Source organism: Ruegeria sp. CK3, assembly GCF_056536565.1.
On sequence record NZ_JBQFPV010000013.1, the window covers coordinates 122597 to 141633 of the forward strand.

Sequence of the window (19037 nt, forward strand, 5' to 3'; positions counted from 1 at the left end):
TTCGTGTCGCAGGTTAACCCGAAGCGATCTAGCGACGGCCTTCGCGCAGCCAACCGCCCAACAGGAAGCCACCGGCCAGCAGCAGTACCAGCCACGGCGGCAGCAGTCCGGCTTGGGTAACGTCCCGTGTCTCATAGGCCTCGCGCGGGGTTAGGCCGATCCAGCCACGCCCCGCCGCCGGACGCCCGGCGCGAACGTTGCGGATTGAGGGCAAACCCTCTTCCAGCCGGATTACGCCACCGCGCATGGCGTTGATCACAGGTTCCAGCACGTCGCCGGTTGCGATCGTACGCTCAAACTCTTTCGGGGCAGCGGGTCCCAGTCCGATCACGGCCATCAAATCGCCCTCCTGCAGGCGATAGAGGCCAATCTCGGGTCCGAAATACTGCGCTTCGAACCGTCCGGGCGAAACCTCTTCAAGGATGATCTCAAGCGTTTCACCATTGGGCCGGGTGATCGTGACCGGTCCGACCTCTTCCTCGAGGGTCTGGCGAATAATGCGCATCGACTGGCCGTTAGCCTCGGCCCAAAGCGCTTCTTCCTCAAGCTCGGGCTCTTTCATCATCCAATGGGCCAGTCGTCGCAGCAATTCCAGCTGAGGCCCGCCGCCTTCAAAACCCCGGCTCCATAGCCAGGCGTGGTCTGACGCCAGCAGGGCTACTCGCCCTTCACCCACCCGGTCCAATACCAATAGCGGCCGGTCCTCAAGGCCGGTCATCAGCACCTGGCCCGAGCGTTCATTCACATCGATCTGGCGCAGCCATGCACCCCAATCCTCGGAATCGCCCAGATTGGTAGTCACAGGGTGCCGATGCCCCAGATCACTAACCATGGGGACGTAGCGCTCTTCGATCACCCGTGCCGTCGGTTGCGCCGGAAGACTGCCCGCGAGGGGCGAGCGGAAGATGCTATCCGCGGTGGCGAAATCAGGGCCTGCGGCGATCAACACAGCGCCCCCGTTGTCGATATAATCGGCCACGTTATCCAGATAGATCGCAGGCAAGATGCCCCGGCGTTTGTAACGATCAAAGATGATCAGGTCGAAATCGTTGATCTTCTCCAGAAACAGTTCGCGTGTCGGGAAGGCGATCAGAGACAGTTCATCCACCGGGACACCGTCTTGCTTCTCAGGTGGGCGTAGAATTGTGAAATGCACCAAATCGACCGAGCTGTCGGATTTCAGCAGGTTGCGCCAGGTGCGCCCGCCGGGATGCGGCTCGCCCGACACCAGCAGAACGCGCAGACGGTCGCGCACGCCGTTCATCTGGATCAATGCGGTATTGTTGCGATCGGTCAGCTCGCCTTCGGCCTCCGGAACCGTGAACTGGATGACGTTCCGCCCCCCGTGTGGCAGTGAGATGGGCAGTTCAACATCCACGCCAATTGGAATACGGAATTCCTCTGGCTCGCCCCCGTCAACCGAGATCTCAAGCGGCGCGCTGGTGGCCCCGCCCGGAGCCGCCCCGCTGTCTTCGACGCGCAGGGTCAGGGTTACGGGTTCACCGATGATGGCAAAGGCAGGCGCGTTGCGGACGATGAGCCTGCGGTCCCAGTCGCTCTCACGCCCGGTCTGCAAAAGGTGCAACGGCGCGGGCAGGTCAGGTGCTTGATCAACGTCATGTACGATCCCGTCCGAGACCACGAGGATACCGGCCACCCGCGCGCGCGGCTCCTCGGCCAGGGCCGCATTCACCGCGGCCAGCACCTGCGTGCCTTTGTCGCCATCGCCGTCGCCCACGCGGATGCGGCGCAGCTCGGTATTGTCACGCGACTCGATCTCGGCCGCCAAGGCCTCAGCCGCTTGGGCGGTTTGGTCGGCCCTGTCCGAGAGCGTCTGGCTGGCGCTTTCATCCTCGATCATCAGAACGATATCTGTCAGTGGCGCGCGGTCTTCGACCTGATAGACCGGACCGGCAAGTGCCGCGATCACTACCAACACGGCCAACCCACGCAACGCCCATCCGGACAATCCCCGCCAGACCGCCAAGACCACGCCAGCAACAGCGATCGAGGCAACCACAAGCAGAACAGGCCACGGGATCAGCGGATCAAAGATAACGGTTCCGGTCATTGTCCCAACCTGTCCAGCAGAGCAGGCACATGGACCTGATCGGATTTGTAGTTACCGGTCAGCACATGCATCACCAGATTGACCCCAAAGCGATTGGCCAGCTCGCGCTGACGCTCCCCCGCATAGCCACGCCCGACGGGGAGGAGGGCCTGCCCGTTTCGATCAACCGCCCAGGCCCCGGCCCAGTCATTGCCACCGATCACCACGGGCGTCACGTTGTCGTTGAGGTTGCGGAAGGGCATCCCTTCGATCTGTTCCGCATCCAGCGGAGCGGCCTCGACCCAGACATCTGTTCCTGCGTAGCGGCCAGGGAAATCCTGCAGAAGATAGAAGGTCCGCGTTAGCACATGATCGTTCGGAATCGGCTCTAACGCGGGGATATTCAGCGGCGCAGCCAGTTGCTGTAGCTTTCGCCCATTGGGACTGGAGGCACCGAACCCTGCGATATCCGCATCGCGCGTGTCAAACAGGATCATACCGCCCGAGCGCAGATAGGCATTCAGCTTGGCATATGCCTCATCCGAAGGGCGCGGCTGATCCTGCGTGATGGGCCAGTAGAGCAATGGGAAAAAGGCCAGCTCGTCCCGTTCCAGATCAACGCCAATCGGCGCAGCGGGTTCAACCGAAGTGCGGTAGTTCAACGTCTGAGCCAATCCTCGCAACCCAGCCTGTGCGATGTCGTCCACCTGGCTGTCGCCCGTCAGCACATGCGCCAAAACCAGTTCATGTGTCGCGGCGAGGGCAAAGTCGGTCTCATCGGGCGTCTGCGCCTGCGCCTCGGGCGCCAGCAGCACGGCCCCCATGGCCATCGCCGCCGCCTTGGCCAGACCCAATCGGCCCGACAAGGCCAGAGACGCGACTACGTCCACGGTCAAAAGGATCAATGCGAGGCTCAGAAGTATTCCTCCCAAGGGCGTCTCGGTTGAGGCCTCCTGCCCACGGATCGGCACATCTGCGGGCCAGACAACGGGGCCGAGCGTCGTCTCTTCGGACAGCACATTCCGCGCCAGCTTTTGCTTCCCGCTTTCATAGAGGCCAGGACGAAGGTCGGGCCCGATCTGCCCTGACACCAGCTCGACCCCATTCACACCCGCCAGCGTACCGGCATCGGACAATGCTCCGAACCCATCCATGATCTGGACCGGCTCCCACGTGGTGCCCTCCAATTGCGCGACCTGACGCGATTTCGCGGCTGAGGCGACGGCCAGACGATCCAGCATTTCCACAAACAGGCCAGACAGCGGCAGGCTGGACCATTCCGCATCTGCCGTCACATGGAACAGGACAACCTGCCCCAAGCCCAGCGCCTTGCGCGTGACCAGAGGGGTGCCGTCCGAAAGCGACGCAATCACGCGATCGGCCAAGTTAGGGTCTGGTTGCGCCATAACCTGCGTCGACACGGTCACGTCATTCGGTATCTGCAACCCGTAGAAAGGCGAGGCCTCGGGGAAGGGTGCCAATGTCTTGGATTCCCCCCAGCTCATCGCGCCACCAACGGTGCGCCCGCCGCTGCGCAGACGAACGGGTAGCAGCGTATCCTCTTCATCGCGCCCCAGATCGCTGGCCGCCATGCGAGGCCCCGCAAACCGCAGCAACAGACCGCCCTGCTCGACCCATTCGATCAGAGCAACCTCTTCCGGGCCCGAGATCTGGGCGACGTCCGACAGGACAATCACATCCGGGTTGGCGGGCAGAACCTCAGGCAGGCCGCCCTCGACAAAATCGGCGGTGGGGATCAGAACCTGCGTCAGGTAGTGCAGCGGCGACAACAGCTCCAGCCCCTCGCGGTTGAGGGTTCCGGCAATCAGCGCAACCTCGCGCCGCCGCAAGCTGTCATCGGTCAGCGTCACGGCTCCGGCTGAGCGCTGGCCCTGCAGCTCAAACCGTGTGATCCGGGCGCGCAGCTCCGACGGCAGGGCGAGGTCGATCTGTGCCTGGGTCTCGCCAGCTGCGAACGTGATCACGGCCGATTGCAGTACCCGCGCCGTGCCCGCCGGGTCACGGCCTTGCGCAAGAACGGTCACGCTCTCCTCCGGGCCCGGTTCGGCCCGCAATGCGGTCAATTGAATGACTCCGTCCTGATAAACGGCAGGCAAAAGCGCCAGCGCCGCCGCGTTCGAGCGGTAGACGGTGACCTGCCCGCGGGACTGCAGTTCAGACACTAACTCTGAGTGTTTTTCATATCCCAAGCGGTCGCTGAACCAATGCGTATCAAACCCACCTTCGACCTGATCCAGTGCGGCGATGACCTGATCAACCTGATCTTCGGTCGGCTGCCACGGGTTCGGAACAAGGCCCGGCAAACGGTTGCGCCACGCCTCGGCCGCCTGGAACACGGGCGGCTCCGGCTCGGTCAGGCGCAGGATCGAGACGGGGCGGCCCGCCCGTCCGGCTTCGGTCAATTGCGCGTCGATCTGGTCTAGCGTTGACGACCAGCGCGTGGCCCCGGCCCAGCTTGCATCCAGCACCAACATCAGGGGACCCGTGCCCGTCTGATCACGCGACGGATTCAGCACTGGGCCAGCCAACCCGATGATTATTGCTGCTGCCGCCAGCATCCGCAGCAAAAGCAACCACCAGGGTGTCCGGTCCGATACGCTTTCGTCGTCTTTGAGGCCCAGCAACAGTGTGACCGCAGGGAACATCCGACGGATCGGCGCGGGTGGGACCGCGCGCAGGATCAGCCACAGAATCGGCAGGGTCAGCAGACCCAACAACACCCATGGCGCGGTGAAGCCGATGCCCGCCAAAACGGTCATTGAACACCCCCGTCCAGCGCACGATAGAGCCACAATAGAGCCGATTGCGCGCTGTCACCGGTGTGGTGCAAACCCAACTGCCAGCCGGTTGCGCGACACAGATGCGTCAGCGCATCCTTGCGTGCGGCGAGGCGGTCCAAATAACGGTCGCGCAGCTCTCCGGCCTTCAGCGTTTCATGCCGAACGGTGCCGCCGACGCTTTCAAAAATGGTGCGACCCGCGAAGGGAAACGTCTCTTCCCCCGGATCGAGGACTTGCAACAAAACGCCCCGAACGCCGCGATCTGCGGCTTTGGTCAGGGCCAGTTCAACCTCATCCATTGGGCCAAGAAAATCCGAGATGAACACCGCGCGGGCATGCGGGATCATGGCGCGGTGTTCCGGTGGCGCGTAGTCGACCTCCGAGTCCTCAGACCAGGCCTGCGCCAAACGAATGATCTGTGCGTTCCCGCGCCGGGGCGGCAGGGTTGTTCCCGTCAGGCCAACACGTTCCCCCCCGCGCACCAGAAGGATCGCGGTCGCCAGACCCAGCAGCCGGGCGCGATCCGCCTTGGAGGGCAGCGCCTTATCCGACGCAAAGCGCATTGAGGCCCCCTGATCGACCCACAGCATGACCGATTGCGCGATCTGCCACTCGCGCTCGCGCACGAATTGCTGATCCCCGCGCGCCGAGCGGCGGTGGTCGATCATCCGGCGGCTGTCTCCGATCTGAGCGGGACGATATTGCCAGAAGTCGTCCCCCATGCCGGATCGCCGCCGACCATGGTCACCCAACAGAACAGTGCCTGCCAGATGCTCGGCGCGCGCCAATAAAGGCGGCAGCCGGGACGCTTCGGCCTCGGAACGTTGACGAAGGGTCAGCGCAGCATTCACGCCGCAGCCTCAGTGCGGATCAGGCCAGCCGCAGTGCTATCGATCAGATCGGCCAAACTGTCGCCCCGTGCACGTGCCGCAAAATTCAGAGCCATCCGGTGGCTGAGAACCGGGCGGGCCATATCCAGAACGTCCTCGGCGTTCGGCGCCAGACGCCCCTGCAGCATCGCCCGCGCCCGAACAGTCATCATAAGCGCCTGCGCCGCACGCGGACCGGGACCCCAAGCAACGGTTTCAGCGACGCGATCCGAGACGCCCGCTTCCTCGGGACGGAACGCGCGGACCAGATCGAGGATCAGTTCCACAACCGAATCCCCCACAGGCATCCTGCGCAACAAGACCTGAGCGGCCAAAAGCTCTTCTTTGCTGAAGATCTGATGCGCCTCGTCCTCGCCCACGCCGGTGGTGGCCAGCAGGATATCCCGCTCGGTCTGCCGATCGGGGTACTCTACGTCGATCTGCACAAGGAAACGGTCTAGCTGAGCTTCGGGGAGCGGATAGGTGCCCTCTTGCTCAATCGGGTTCTGTGTTGCCAACACGTGGAACGGCGTACCCAGCACTCGGTCTTCGCCCGCCACAGTCACCGTGCGCTCCTGCATCGCCTGCAGCAACGCCGACTGCGTCCGCGGACTGGCGCGGTTGATCTCATCCGCCATCAGCAACTCGCAGAAGATCGGCCCCGAAATAAACCGGAAATGACGGCTGCCATCATCGGCTGTATCCAGAACCTCGGACCCCAGAATATCGGCCGGCATCAGGTCGGGCGTGAATTGAATACGGTTGCCATGCAGGCCCATCACGGTGGACAGCGTCTCAACCAGTCGGGTTTTGCCCAGACCTGGCAAGCCGATCAGCAGGGCATGCCCCCCGCACAGCAGCGCCGTCAGGGTCAGGTCCACGACCCTCTCCTGCCCGATGAAGCGGCGGGTGATCGAGGATTTCGCCTCTTGCAGCTTGTTTTCCAAAGCTTCGATCTCGGACACGAGGTCGGCAGGTTCGGACATGACTTTCCCTTCCGTGGACTATTATAGATGAAGTCTATCGCGCTGAGAGGAAATGGCAAAAGCAATGAGCGGACAAAAACCTGTGAAACCTTCCCCTGACGGTCTTGCGGCCTCGATCAAAGCGACCAAAACCAAAGGTTTACCCCCCGTTCACCTCTGGAATCCCCCTTTTTGCGGTGATCTGGACATCCGGATCGCCAAAGATGGCACTTGGAGTTATTTAGGCTCGCCCATCACCCGTTTCGAGCTTGTGAAGCTTTTTTCCTCAATTCTTAAGCTGGAGGACGGGAAATACTACCTGGTGACCCCAGTCGAGAAGGTGGGAATCACCGTCGAGGATGCGCCGTTCATCGCGGTGGACGTCGATGCCTCGGGCGAGGGGCAGGCGCAGGCTCTGGCTTTCACCACCAAGGTTGGCGATATCGCAGTGGCCGGGCTGGATCATCCGATCCGCGTTGTCATGGACCCGCGGACCCAGGAACCCTCTCCATACATTGTGATCCGCGACGGGCTTGAGGCCAGGATTGACCGCAAGAGCTTTTACCGGCTGGTCGAGGTGGGAACCCACCATGACGGCTGGTTCGGAGTTTGGTCCAAACAGCGCTTCTTTCCGTTGATCAAATCAGACGACCTGCCGGGCTAAGCCGGCTTTGCAACTCTCCGATCCTGCGCCAGCACGACGGCCACCGCAACGACCCCTGCGCCCAAAGCGCGGGTCCAGTTCCACTCTTCCCCCAGCACCAGCATGATCAGCATCACGTAGAACGGTGCGATGTTGATGTGGAACGAGGCCAAAGCAACGCCCAGTTTCCCAACGGATCCGACAAACAGAACTTGGCTGAGGCCCATAGACACCAGAGCATAGATCCCAAGCATTCCGATCTGTTGAACATCAATCTGCGCCGTTGGCATGACATCCATACCCACTTGACGTGCCCCGAAGAACAGCAGCAAAGCGACGACCATGCCGCCAAAGAAGGTGATGGTGCTGCGCCCGGTCTGGCCTAACTCGGGAAAGTCCCTCGCCGTTGCCATAGTCGCCCAGCAGAACAACCCGGTGGACACGATCGCGCAGAGCGCGCCCAAACCCAATTGCGCCGGCGCCACTGCACTGGTCGCGATCAGACCGCCAATGATGGACACCACAACGCCAAGCGCGAAATTCCAGCGCAACCGTCGTGCCCCGGTTGCCAGTTCGATCAGAGTGGCAAACAATGGCGCGCAGGAGGCAATGATGGCGACGGTCACAGGATCTGTCAGTTTTTGCGCCACGATGATCAGGAACATACCGGCCCCGAGTGTCCCGCCAACAAGCATCGCATGACCCCAACGGGCGCGTAAAACCCGGCTTGGCCCGTCGATCAGAAACCACAAAGGCACCATGACCGCCACTGCTAGCGCCAGGCGCGCCACGAACAGCGCGACCGGAGGCCAGGTCTGCAGCAACACTTCGGCCGCAGGAAACCCCGCTGCCCAGGTCAGCATGGACGCCACAGCCAAACCGTTTCCAGACAAGGCCGAGCTGCGGCCAGTGGACATAGGAAGAGTGTTCCCGCGCACAGGATCAGGGCTCATCGCCATGGGATCGGACCTTCTGTTGGAACGGCGCAGAAAAATGATTCGCCGTATTAGCCCAAACATCTCTGGACTTGGGCCTGCCTTCTTGTCGATTTTCGACAATCTGTCGTTTTCAATCCCTTTCCTAGAAAATCGGGGGGGACTAAGCTGGGCCGCGTCACCGACCCAAAGGCCTCTCATGCCCAAATTCGCCGCCAATATCTCCCTGCTCTTTGCCGAACTCCCATATCTGGAGCGGTTCCAGGCTGCGGCCGAGGCGGGCTTCAAAGCCGTTGAAATTCTGTTCCCCTATGAGCTGGCCGCAAAAGAGACCCGCCGTGCCCTTCTGGCCAACGGGCTGGAGCTTGTGCTGATCAACGCGCCTCCGCCAAACTACACGGGGGGTGAGCCGGGCTATGCCGCCGTGCCCGGCGGTGAGGCGCGGTTCCAATCCGATATCCGCCGCGTCTTGCGCTATGCCGATGTGCTCAAACCCGGCCTGATCCACATCATGTCCGGCTATGCATCGGGGCCTGAGGCGCTGGATTGCTTTGTTCGCAACCTGCAATGGGCCGCCGATACAGCCCCCGGCCAGACCTTCACCATCGAGCCGCTGAACCAAGTGTCCCAACCCGACTATTTCCTTAACGACTACGATTTGGCCGCCGAGGTTCTGGACCGCGTGGATCGCCCCAACCTGGGCCTGCAATATGACAGCTTTCACGCACAGATGATCCACTCGGATCCGCTGGAGATTTGGGATCGTTTTCACAATCGCGTCATCCACGCCCAGATCGGCGCAGCGCCCCACAGGTCCGAACCGGGTAGCGGAGATCTGGATTTTCAGACCCTATTTAAGGCGATGGAGGTCTCTGGCTATGAAGGATGGGTCAGTGCGGAATATACTCCCTCAACAGCTTTGACGAGCTCATCCCTGGATTGGATGCATAAGGCAGTTCTTGCCAATGCAGATCTCTGATCCGCAAATAGCGCCGTCCGTCCTACCGTAGATACCAAGGAAGCGCCTTATGATCCCTGCCCGCTATGCCCGCGCCGTGTTCAGCCTGATCATGTCCGGGTTGATGTCCTGCATCGTCACCGGGATCGCAACAGTCAAAGCCATCGGCTTTGGCCCGTCCACTCTTAGCGATTGGATGGCCTCATGGGCCTTTTGCTGGCCCATCGCCTTCACCGTAATCTTGCTGTTTGGCCCAACCGTGCAACGGTTCGTCAACCGCATGGTCAGGCCACAGGACTGACCCGCTGCGAAGAGGGTCCGCCGGGCCTGATGAGCAGCGCCTTTTAATGCGCTTCGGCCCAGTTCGCCCCCTGACCGGCATCCACAACCAGTTTCACATCTAGCTTCACGGCAGGGTCCGAGGCACCCTCCATAACGTCCCGCGCAACGCCGATCACCTCATCCACCGCATCTTTGGCGACTTCGAACAGCAATTCGTCGTGGACCTGCAGCAGCATTTTGGCCGGCAACCCATTGATCGCCTCAGGCATCCGAACCATCGCGCGCCGGATCACATCTGCCGCCGTCCCCTGAATCGGGGCATTGATTGCTGCCCGACGCGAGAACCCGGCATGAGGCCCTTTCGCGTTGATCTCAGGCGTATGGATCTTGCGTCCGAACAAGGTTTTCACATAGCCATTCTCTTTGGCGAAGGCGACCGTGTCGTCCATGTAGGCTCTAATACCCGGGAAACGCTCGAAATAGCGGTCAATAAACCCTTGCGCCTCGGCCCGCGGAATGCGCAGATTGCGCGCCAGACCAAAGCCCGAGATGCCGTAGATCACACCAAAGTTGATCGCCTTGGCCTGACGGCGGATATCCGGCGTCATCTCGTCCAGTGGCACATCGAACATCTCAGACGCGGTCATAGCGTGGATGTCCAGCCCGTCTGCAAAGGCCTGCTTCAACGCCGGTATCTCAGCGATATGCGCCAGAATACGCAACTCGATCTGGCTGTAGTCGAGGCTCACCATCACATTGCCCGGCTCAGCGATGAACGCTTCGCGAATACGACGGCCTTCCTCGGTCCGGACGGGAATGTTCTGCAGGTTTGGATCGGTCGAAGCCAAGCGGCCCGTGTTTGCCCCAGTGATCGAATAAGACGTATGCACGCGGCCCGTATCGGGGTTGATATGGGTCTGCAGCGCATCCGTGTAGGTCGACTTCAACTTCGACAGCTGCCGCCAGTCCAACACCCGGCGGGGCAACTCATGCTCAGTCGCGAGGTCCTCAAGAATATCGGCCCCGGTCGAGTACTTCCCGGTCTTCCCCTTCTTGCCGCCCTCAAGGCCCATCTTGTCGAACAAAATTTCACCCAACTGCGCGGGCGAGCCGACATTGAAGTTCTCACCGGCCAATTCGTGAATTTCAGCCTCTAAACCGGCCATTTTCTGCGCAAAGGCGTTCGACATCCGACTGAGGACATCGCGATCCACCTTGATACCGTGCATCTCCATTTCTTTTAGAACCGGCACCAGCGGGCGTTCGAGCGTTTCATAAACTGTCGTCACCTGAACCTGATGCAGCTGCGGCTTGAACAACTGCCAAAGGCGCAGCGTGATATCCGCATCCTCAGCCGCGTAGGCCGTGGCCTCATCAATTGCGACCTTGTCGAAGGTGATCGCCGATTTGCCCGACCCCAGCAACGGTTTGATCGGGATCGGCGTGTGGCTCAGATAGCGCTCGGACAGAGTATCCATCCCATGCCCATGCTCACCGCCATGCATGGCGTAGGACATCAGCATCGTGTCATCGATCGGAGCGATCTCGATGCCATAGCGCGCAAAGATCTTGGCATCGTATTTCATGTTCTGCCCGATCTTGAGGATCGAGGGGTCTTCAAACAGCGGTTTTAACAGTGTTAGAGCCTCATCCAGCGGCATCTGCCCTTCGGCCAGCGCATCCGAGCCGAACAGATCATCCGCCGACCCGTCGCGATGGGTCAGCGGGATATAGCAGGCCTCCCCTGCTTCGATACAAAGCGAAATGCCTACCAGATCGGCGATCATTTCGTTCAACCCGGTGGTCTCGGTATCTACGGCAACCCAGCCGCGCTCATAGACCTGATCAATCCACTTCTGCAAAGCGCCCGCGTCCCGCACGCATTCGTATTTCGACGCGTCAAACGGGATCGCCTCGGCAATAATCTCTTCCGCGACTGGCGCGGGCGCATCGGCGATGACCGGAGCCTCAGCCCCTAGCTTGTCGGCAATCCGTTTGGTGAGGGTGCGGAACTCCATTTCCGCCAGAAACCCCAGCAAGGTATCGGGGTCAGGGTCCTGAACCTCAAGGTCGTCGAGAGTGAAATCCAGCGGCGTGTTCTCATCCAACTGCACCAACCTCTTCGACAGCTCGATCTGATCCCGCTTTTCGATCAGCGTCTGGCGGCGCTTGGGCTGTTTGATCTCTTCCGCGCGGTCCAGCAGTGTTTCCAGATCACCATATTCGTTGATCAAAAGGGCCGCCGTCTTGACGCCGATCCCAGGGGCCCCCGGCACGTTGTCAACGCTATCCCCAGCCAACGCCTGTACATCAACCACGCGATCCGGGCCAACGCCAAATTTCTCGACCACGCCATCTGTGTCGATGCGTTTGTTCTTCATGGCGTCCAGCATCTCAACGCCGCCGCCGACCAACTGCATCAGATCCTTGTCCGAGCTGACGATGGTCACGCGCCCACCAGCCTCACGCGCCTGAACGGCCAGCGTCGCGATGATGTCGTCGGCCTCATAGCCCTCAAGCTCTTTGCAGGCGATGTTGAAGGCCTTCGTCGCCTCACGGGTCAGGGGCATCTGCGGGCGCAAATCCTCGGGCATCGCCTCGCGGTTAGCTTTGTAGAGGTCATAGAGATCGTTGCGGAACGTATGCGAGCCCTTGTCGAAAATCACCGCCACATGGGTCGGCGCGTCCGGTCCTGCATTTCCTTCGACATATTTCTGCAGCATGTTGCAGAAGCCCGACACAGCGCCAATCGGTAAACCATCCGACTTGCGCGTCAGCGGAGGCAGCGCGTGATAAGCCCGAAAAATAAAGGCCGATCCGTCGATAAGATGCAGGTGACATCCTTTTCCGAAATTGCTCATGCGCGTGCTCCCTGTCGGTCAGGGACGGTTCTGCCACAGGGCCGCGCGACTGACCAGTGAGGAACGTCAGTTAACCGCCAAAGAGGCCGCCAAACACATCCGAGAAACTGTGAAGCAGCGCCATGATGACCAGCGCGCCTAGGAAAGCAAAAAACGCCATCGCGAAGAACTGAAACAGGATAGCGCCGACGCCAATACTCACTCCGGCGATGGCAGGCCGCATCCGTTCATGGCGCAAAATGCCAATAACAGAGACGACAATGGCCAAACCGCCCAGCATGGCGACACCGATTTGCAAGAAATCGTCCAGATCGCGGGTTTGGGCGACAGGTTCGGGCTGCTCGAGACCTGCAGCGGCGCGCAGGGTGGATTTCCCGAGCTCGGCTGCCAGCTCCCCCAGTGACACGCCGGTGGATTGCTGCGGCGCGAAAGGCCCGGCCCAAAATACGAACAGCGCCGCAAACAACGCAACCGACGCCGTACAAAACCCGATCCATCCGAAAACCGGACGGGCAGTATCCGTAGCAGAAATGTCCGTCATCACACTCACCTATGCTGACTGCACCACGTTAGTACCATCACAATCGCGGCAAGATTTGGGCAGAGGGCGGGTAAGGAGCTTTTCGGGATCGTTTTGTGCCTTGCTGACCATAGAAAAGACCGCACCCGCTGCAGCGCCCTATTTATCGGGGCTGTCACGTAGTGCGGAAGACCCGCTGCGACTTGTCCCAGAGAAGCCCCGTGCGATCAGCGATATACTGCATCTGCTTGCTAAGCGAACGGTTGTTCAAACGACGGCTCAGCGTGCGCAAAGGAACCAGATTGCGCTCTCCGTACCCGTCAATCAGAACAAATATTCTGGTTTGATTGCGCAGCCCGTAGACAATGTTTTCCGGGTGGATGTCGCGCCCTACGATCTGAAGCTGAAACAACCGATGCACAAAACTGTTGAGTTCGCTCAGAACGTCGTCCGTCAACTGGCCCTGTTTGCACACCGATGACAGCTGCGGAGCAAGTTGCCCATCCTCAGACTGAATCCGCTCTACAATAATGCCCGGGCCGACATCAGTCTGAACAATTCCGAATGCGCGCGCGACAGGTAGTTTCGCTATGTCAGAGCCGCTTTTCAAGGCCGCCTTCAACTCGCATTCCATCTCTTTGAGGGCGTTACGATATTTTGCATCGGGAAACACCTGCTGGATCAGCCGCTTGGTGTACGACCGAATAGGGCGTTTACGCGGCCTAGTGATTTTGATCAGCAGCTCTGGCCGACCTGGGCACGCATATACGTTTCTTTGACCACCACGTGCCAGAAGATCCTGTTCTGACAGCTGTAAAGGCTGCGCTGGAAAGAGCATTTGGGTTCCGTTTTATACCGTAGACAAACGGCTGTACCGGCCATGAAAAGCCAAATCAACCACGGCCGCCGTTGATGTAACAGTTATGCGTCAGTTTTGTGAATGTCCATCCGCCAGCACATATTTGCAATCGCAATAGGGGCATTCGACCCATCCGGTGTCTTCCGGAATCTGCAGCCACACCCTCGGGTGTCCCAAAGCGCCTTCGCCGCCATCACAGGCAACACGAGAAGTTTCCACGATCTTCGTTTCCGGCGCTTCGATTGTCACGGCTGGCGATCCTTCACTGGTTGTCGGCCTCGCGGGCATGCATTAGGTGCGTTTATGAGCGATGAGCAAACCGGGGGCAAGAGCCACATGAGCGATGCGGCAATCAGGATCGAAGGGCTGCGCAAGACGTATCGCGGCGGCAAAGGCCAGCCCGAAAAACACGCGTTGAAGGGCGTTGACCTGACCGTTCCGCGCGGGTCAGTCTTTGGTTTGCTGGGTCCGAACGGCGCGGGGAAGTCGACCCTGATCAACATCCTTGCGGGGTTGGTGGTGAAATCTTCCGGCCATGTTTCGATCTGGGGGTATGATCAGGACAAGAACCCACGCTCGTCTCGCGCCGCCATCGGTGTCATGCCGCAAGAGCTGAATCTCGATCCCTTTTTCACCCCCCGAGGCGCGTTGGAGGTTCAAGCCGGTCTCTACGGTGTGCCCAAAGCTGAACGCCGCAGTGATGAGATTCTGGAACTGGTGGGCCTCAGCGACAAGGCCGAGGCCTATGCCCGCACACTGTCCGGCGGGATGCGGCGTCGGCTGTTGCTGGCCAAGGCACTGGTGCATCACCCCAAGATCCTGGTGCTGGACGAGCCAACGGCGGGCGTGGATATCGAGCTTCGCCAAATGCTCTGGGCCAATGTGCGCAAGCTGAACGAACAGGGCATGACCATCATCCTCACCACGCATTACCTGGAAGAAGCGCAAGAGATGTGCGACGAGATCGCCATCATCAATCACGGTGAAAAGATCACCCAGGACAGCACGACCAACCTGCTGGGCCGAATGGACAGCCGGACGATGGTGATCGCCCCTGACAGCCCCGTCACCGATTTGCCCAAGACGGATGGTGTCGAGGCCACCTTGCGCGACGATGGCAGCCTTGTGCTGCAGTACCGCAGCGCCCAGACCAGCGCCGAGCAGGTTCTGGAGTCGGTGCGTGCCGCCAATATCCGCATCCGCGACGTTCGAACCGAAGAAGCAGACCTCGAGGATGTGTTCCTTGCGCTTACCTCATCGCGTGCGGATGACACCCCGGCCGAGGATAAGGATCAGCCGCGCCGGGGCATGCACCGGGTCAAGCTCTAGTCCGGTCGATCCGCGCCTGATAGCAATTGTTCCGCGCTGATCGGACGTGAATGTAAGCGATGTCCGGTCTGGCAAAGATATCAGCGATTTTGGCCCTGATCTGGTCCGTTGGCGTTATGGCACCCGTGCCATAGACGATCCGATCATCCTCACCATAGCCCTTGATCAGGTAGTCGGGGGAAGAGGTCAGGATCTCCGGCAATGCATCGCCTTCATACCGGTCGCATGGTTTGGCACACAGGAAGATTGGGCCGGTTTCTGCATAAGGATGTGGCTCTAAAAAAGGTCTATGCGCCAAAATTAGCATGTCTTGCCCCTCTGGGATGTTCTGTAAGCAATGACGACAGGGATTGCCTGCGCCGGTGGAAACAGCCCGCTCTGGCGTGGCGCCATATGCGTCCGGCCCACCCGCCTGCAGGGCGCGGACTTCGTCAGTGGGGAGTGCGGTGATCTTGAACATTTTGGGTCTCCTTTTTTCCTAACCATGCCCACCTGATCAGCCGCAAGCGACCCGGTTCCTGCGCAAAGGACTCGAAAAAGAACAAAACGTGAATATAATAGTGACTCGCCATGTATGCCGAGCTGTCGATCACGTCAAACTTCACATTCCTCACAGGGGCCTCCCACCCCGAGGAATACATGGAACGTGCCGTGACCCTGGGCCTGCCCGCCATCGCGATTGCCGATGACAACTCGGTCGCTGGGATCGTCCGTGCCCATACCCAAGCCCGCGAGATCGCCCGCAAGGTGCGTGAACGGCTGGAGTGGGAGGCGCAGAACACGAGCCTAGGCCCGCCCTGCCCCGATCACATCCCCACACCGCCCTCGTACCCGATCCACGCGGTGCCGCGCCTGATCCCGGCAGCGCGGCTGATCTTCACCGACGCGCCCACCGTCACCGCTCTGCCCCTGAACCGGCAAGGCTGGGGGAACCTGTGCCGCATTCTGTCCAAAGGCCGCTTGCGTGCGGAAAAGGGCGATTGCATCCTGCATCTGTCCGACCTGCTGGAGTTTTCCGACGGCCTCCACCTGCTGCTCTGGCCACAAGCAGACCGGTCAAAGGGCGGCGCGAACGCGTGGCGGACACAGGCGCAACAGCTGACGCGCCGCTTTGGTGGGCGGATGCATCTACTGATGCACCCTCGATATGATGGCGCAGATAGTACATATTTCTCTTTGTTAGAGACTGAATCAAAGCAACTCGATATCCCCACCCTCGCCAGTGCCGCGCCGATGATCCACCACGGCGCGCGCCGCAAGCTGGCCGATGTGCTGACCGCCATCCGCCTGCGCCGCAAGGTGGATGAGCTGGGCCGCGACGCGCTGGCCAATGGCGAACAGCGGTTGCGCTCCGAGGGAGAGATGCTGCGGATCTTCAAAGGTCACGAGGGGGCCGTCACCCGCGCCCATGACCTCAGCGAACAGCTCACCTTCTCGTTGGATGAGCTGCGCTATGAATACCCCAGCGAAGGCAGCGAACAGGAAACCCCGACCCAACGCCTGCACCGCCTGGCGCATGAGGGGTTGAAATGGCGCTATCCGGCAGGCGCATCCGAGAAGGCCAAAAAGATGCTGGCCCATGAGCTGAGGCTAATCGGCAAGCTGAAATATGAACCCTATTTCCTCACCGTCCGGGATATCGTCCACTTCGCCCGCTCACGCGATATCCTGTGTCAGGGGCGTGGCTCGGCGGCCAATTCGGTGGTCTGTTTCTGCCTCGGCATCACCGAGGTCAGCCCCGAGATGGGCACGATGGTTTTTGAGCGCTTCGTATCCGAGGCCCGCGACGAGCCGCCCGATATCGACGTCGATTTCGAACACGAGCGCCGCGAAGAGGTGATCCAACATATCTACGACCGCTACGGCCGCGAACGCGCGGGCCTCTGCGCCACGGTTGTTCACTATCGCGGCAAACGCGCCATTCGTGAGGTCGGCCGCGCCATGGGCCTGACCGAGGACACGATCTCGGCCCTGTCCTCACAGCTCTGGGGCTTTTTCTCGACCAAAGGGCTTGAGGCGCATCGGATGCGTGAAATCGGCCTCGATCCTGAAGATCGACGGCTAAAACAGACTCTAATGCTGGTCTATGAGATCGACGGTTTCCCCCGTCACCTGTCACAGCACGTGGGTGGCTTCATCATCACCGAGGGGCGGCTGGACGAGCTTGTCCCCATCGAAAACGCCACGATGGAGGGGCGCACGGTCATCTGCTGGGACAAGGACGATATCGACTCCTTGGGTATCCTGAAGGTCGATGTCCTCAGCCTCGGGATGCTCACCTGTATCCGCAAGGCGTTCGACCTGATCGGGCAGCATCATCAGACCGGCTATACCCTCGCCACCCTGCCGCCCGAGGACCCCGAGGTCTACGATATGCTGTGCAAAGCAGACTCTATTGGGGTGTTTCAGGTGGAAAGCCGGGCGCAGATGAACTTCCTCCCCCGGATGCGGCCGCGCAATTTCTACGATCTGGTGATCGAGGTCGCCATCATCCGCCCCGGCCCGATTCAGGGTGACATGGTCCACCCTTACATCCGCCGCCGGAACGGAGAGGAGGAGGTCAGCTTCCCCTCGGATGCACTGGGTGATGTGCTGGGCAAAACACTGGGCGTGCCGCTGTTTCAGGAGCAGGCGATGCAGATCGCCATTGTCGGCGCGGGGTTCACCCCGGAACAGGCGGACCGGCTGCGACGCTCACTGGCGACCTTCAAGAAGCACGGTAATGTCAGCGAGTTCCGCGCGCTGTTCTTACGCGGGATGAAACGCAACGGGTACGAGCAGGATTTCGCGGAGCGCTGTTTTTCCCAGATCGAAGGGTTCGGGTCTTATGGCTTTCCCGAAAGCCACGCGGCCAGTTTCGCGTTGCTGGTCTATGCCTCGGCCTGGATCAAATGCCACCATCCGGGCATCTTCGCCTGCGCGCTGCTGAACTCGCAGCCGATGGGCTTCTATGCCCCTGCCCAGATCGTGCGGGATGCCCGCGAACACGGCGTGCAGGTGCGGCCGGTCTGCATCAATGCGAGTTTCTGGGACAATGTGATGGAACCTGATGGCCATGGCGGGCTGGCCCTGCGGCTGGGGTTCCGCCAGATCAAAGGCCTCAGCGAGGAAGACGCCAGCTGGCTGACCGCCGCACGGGGCAACGGCTACACCCAAGTGGATGACGTCTGGCGTCGCGCAGGCTTGGGGCCGTCGGTGATCGAACGTCTGGCCGAGGCCGATGCCTTCGCTGCCTGCGACCTGACCCGGCGCGAGGCTCTGTGGCAGGCCAAGGCGATCGCGACCGCCAAACCTCTGCCGCTGTTCTCACAGGATCTGGAAGGCGAGACGTTGGATGAACCCGAAGCCTACCTGCCGCAGATGACATTGGGCGAACAGGTGGTCGAGGATTACGTCGCCACACGCCTCAGCCTGAAGGCGCATCCGGTGGCCTTGATCCGGCACCTGCTGACGCCCGAGCCGCGCGACAAAACCACACCTGTTGCCTGACCTCCGCCCCGGATATGTCCCGGGCTAGAGTCGAAACCCGAGACCACCATGACCAGACCCACCTTGCCCCCCCGCTTTCCCGCCACACCGGCCCAGATCAACGCGCAGGTCCACGCCTTCTATGCCCGCGTGCGCGAGGATGCTGTTCTGGGGCCGGTGTTCAACAAGCACGTCCATGACTGGCCCGCGCATGAGGACAAGATCGCCGCCTTCTGGCGCAACGCCATCCTTTTTGAGCGCAGCTACAACGGCAATCCGCAACGTGTTCACAGCGAAAGACCCGACGTGCAGCCCGAGATGTTCGCTCATTGGCTGGACCTGTTCGAGGAGGTCGCCACCCAAACCCTACCACAGGAAACGGCCAACCCCTGGGTCGCGCTGGCCCGACGGATCGGTGTGGGGATGAAGGCGGGCGTCCAATCCGCTCGACAGCCCAAGGATGCGCCGCCGATCCTGCGTTGATCTCACAACATGGC

The 19037-nt window shown here is 60.8% G+C and carries 16 protein-coding genes; 6 read left to right on the forward strand and 10 right to left on the reverse strand.

What is annotated here, in order from left to right:
* Positions 1-28: 28 nt before the first annotated feature.
* Genes ACR0C3_RS19910 through ACR0C3_RS19925 form a run of 4 tightly spaced genes read right to left on the reverse strand, consistent with a single transcriptional unit; the run spans position 29 to position 6706 of the window.
* Positions 29-2071: a hypothetical protein gene (locus ACR0C3_RS19910; RefSeq protein WP_480760140.1), complete on the reverse strand. Its 2043-nt coding sequence runs from the start codon at positions 2069-2071 to the stop codon at positions 29-31.
* Positions 2068-4830: a DUF4159 domain-containing protein gene (locus ACR0C3_RS19915; RefSeq protein WP_480760141.1), complete on the reverse strand. Its 2763-nt coding sequence runs from the start codon at positions 4828-4830 to the stop codon at positions 2068-2070. Before ACR0C3_RS19915 ends, ACR0C3_RS19910 begins: the two co-directional genes overlap by 4 nt.
* Entirely contained in the window at positions 4827-5702 is an 876-nt protein-coding gene (locus ACR0C3_RS19920; protein ID WP_170643718.1) for a DUF58 domain-containing protein, read from the reverse strand. Before ACR0C3_RS19920 ends, ACR0C3_RS19915 begins: the two co-directional genes overlap by 4 nt.
* Positions 5699-6706, reverse strand: coding sequence for an AAA family ATPase (locus ACR0C3_RS19925; protein WP_480760142.1), 1008 nt, complete (start codon positions 6704-6706; stop codon positions 5699-5701). The genes ACR0C3_RS19920 and ACR0C3_RS19925 overlap by 4 nt, the downstream gene beginning before the upstream one ends.
* A gap of 64 nt (positions 6707-6770) precedes the next feature.
* On the opposite strand from ACR0C3_RS19925, the gene ACR0C3_RS19930 reads away from it, so the two are divergent.
* Positions 6771-7349, forward strand: coding sequence for a DUF1285 domain-containing protein (locus ACR0C3_RS19930; protein ID WP_480760143.1), 579 nt, complete (start codon positions 6771-6773; stop codon positions 7347-7349).
* Here the strand turns inward: ACR0C3_RS19930 and ACR0C3_RS19935 are convergent.
* On the reverse strand, positions 7346-8287 hold the full coding sequence (locus ACR0C3_RS19935; protein WP_480760145.1) for a DMT family transporter: 942 nt from the start codon (positions 8285-8287) through the stop codon (positions 7346-7348). The two genes, ACR0C3_RS19930 and ACR0C3_RS19935, sit on opposite strands and share 4 nt — an antisense overlap.
* 175 nt (positions 8288-8462) lie before the next feature.
* On the opposite strand from ACR0C3_RS19935, the gene ACR0C3_RS19940 reads away from it, so the two are divergent.
* Together ACR0C3_RS19940 and ACR0C3_RS19945 are read left to right on the forward strand one after the other, a co-directional pair.
* On the forward strand, positions 8463-9242 hold the full coding sequence (locus tag ACR0C3_RS19940; protein ID WP_419740218.1) for a hydroxypyruvate isomerase family protein: 780 nt from the start codon (positions 8463-8465) through the stop codon (positions 9240-9242).
* A gap of 49 nt (positions 9243-9291) precedes the next feature.
* Complete coding sequence (locus tag ACR0C3_RS19945) at positions 9292-9522, forward strand: DUF2798 domain-containing protein (protein ID WP_170661806.1); 231 nt, start codon at positions 9292-9294, stop codon at positions 9520-9522.
* A gap of 43 nt (positions 9523-9565) precedes the next feature.
* On the opposite strand, the gene polA is transcribed toward ACR0C3_RS19945, so the two are convergent.
* The 4 genes from polA to ACR0C3_RS19965 all read right to left on the reverse strand — a co-directional run bounded on the left by polA (position 9566) and on the right by ACR0C3_RS19965 (position 13992).
* Positions 9566-12364 (reverse strand): DNA polymerase I, encoded by a 2799-nt coding sequence (polA, locus tag ACR0C3_RS19950; protein WP_480760146.1) that lies wholly within the window; start codon positions 12362-12364, stop codon positions 9566-9568.
* Between the two features lie 70 nt (positions 12365-12434).
* Complete coding sequence (locus tag ACR0C3_RS19955) at positions 12435-12905, reverse strand: hypothetical protein (protein WP_480760147.1); 471 nt, start codon at positions 12903-12905, stop codon at positions 12435-12437.
* A gap of 154 nt (positions 12906-13059) precedes the next feature.
* Positions 13060-13722 (reverse strand): YrbL family protein, encoded by a 663-nt coding sequence (locus tag ACR0C3_RS19960; RefSeq protein WP_170640614.1) that lies wholly within the window; start codon positions 13720-13722, stop codon positions 13060-13062.
* 90 nt (positions 13723-13812) lie between these two features.
* Positions 13813-13992: a zinc-finger domain-containing protein gene (locus ACR0C3_RS19965; RefSeq protein ID WP_170379537.1), complete on the reverse strand. Its 180-nt coding sequence runs from the start codon at positions 13990-13992 to the stop codon at positions 13813-13815.
* 87 nt (positions 13993-14079) lie between these two features.
* Between ACR0C3_RS19965 and ACR0C3_RS19970 the strand changes: the two genes are divergently transcribed.
* The gene (locus ACR0C3_RS19970) at positions 14080-15072 is read left to right on the forward strand and encodes an ABC transporter ATP-binding protein (RefSeq protein WP_480760169.1); all 993 of its coding nucleotides are present in this window, start codon (positions 14080-14082) and stop codon (positions 15070-15072) included.
* On the opposite strand, the gene ACR0C3_RS19975 is transcribed toward ACR0C3_RS19970, so the two are convergent.
* Positions 15062-15532: a DUF1203 domain-containing protein gene (locus tag ACR0C3_RS19975; protein ID WP_480760149.1), complete on the reverse strand. Its 471-nt coding sequence runs from the start codon at positions 15530-15532 to the stop codon at positions 15062-15064. The genes ACR0C3_RS19970 and ACR0C3_RS19975 overlap by 11 nt on opposite strands.
* Before the next feature lie 110 nt (positions 15533-15642).
* Here ACR0C3_RS19975 and ACR0C3_RS19980 point away from each other — a divergent pair, with 110 nt between their 5' ends.
* The gene (locus tag ACR0C3_RS19980) at positions 15643-18561 is read left to right on the forward strand and encodes an error-prone DNA polymerase (protein ID WP_480760150.1); all 2919 of its coding nucleotides are present in this window, start codon (positions 15643-15645) and stop codon (positions 18559-18561) included.
* Positions 18562-18609: 48 nt separating this feature from the next.
* A complete protein-coding gene (locus tag ACR0C3_RS19985) occupies positions 18610-19023 on the forward strand; it encodes a group III truncated hemoglobin (RefSeq protein ID WP_480760151.1) in 414 nt (137 codons plus the stop codon).
* The last annotated feature ends 14 nt before the right edge of the window (positions 19024-19037 follow it).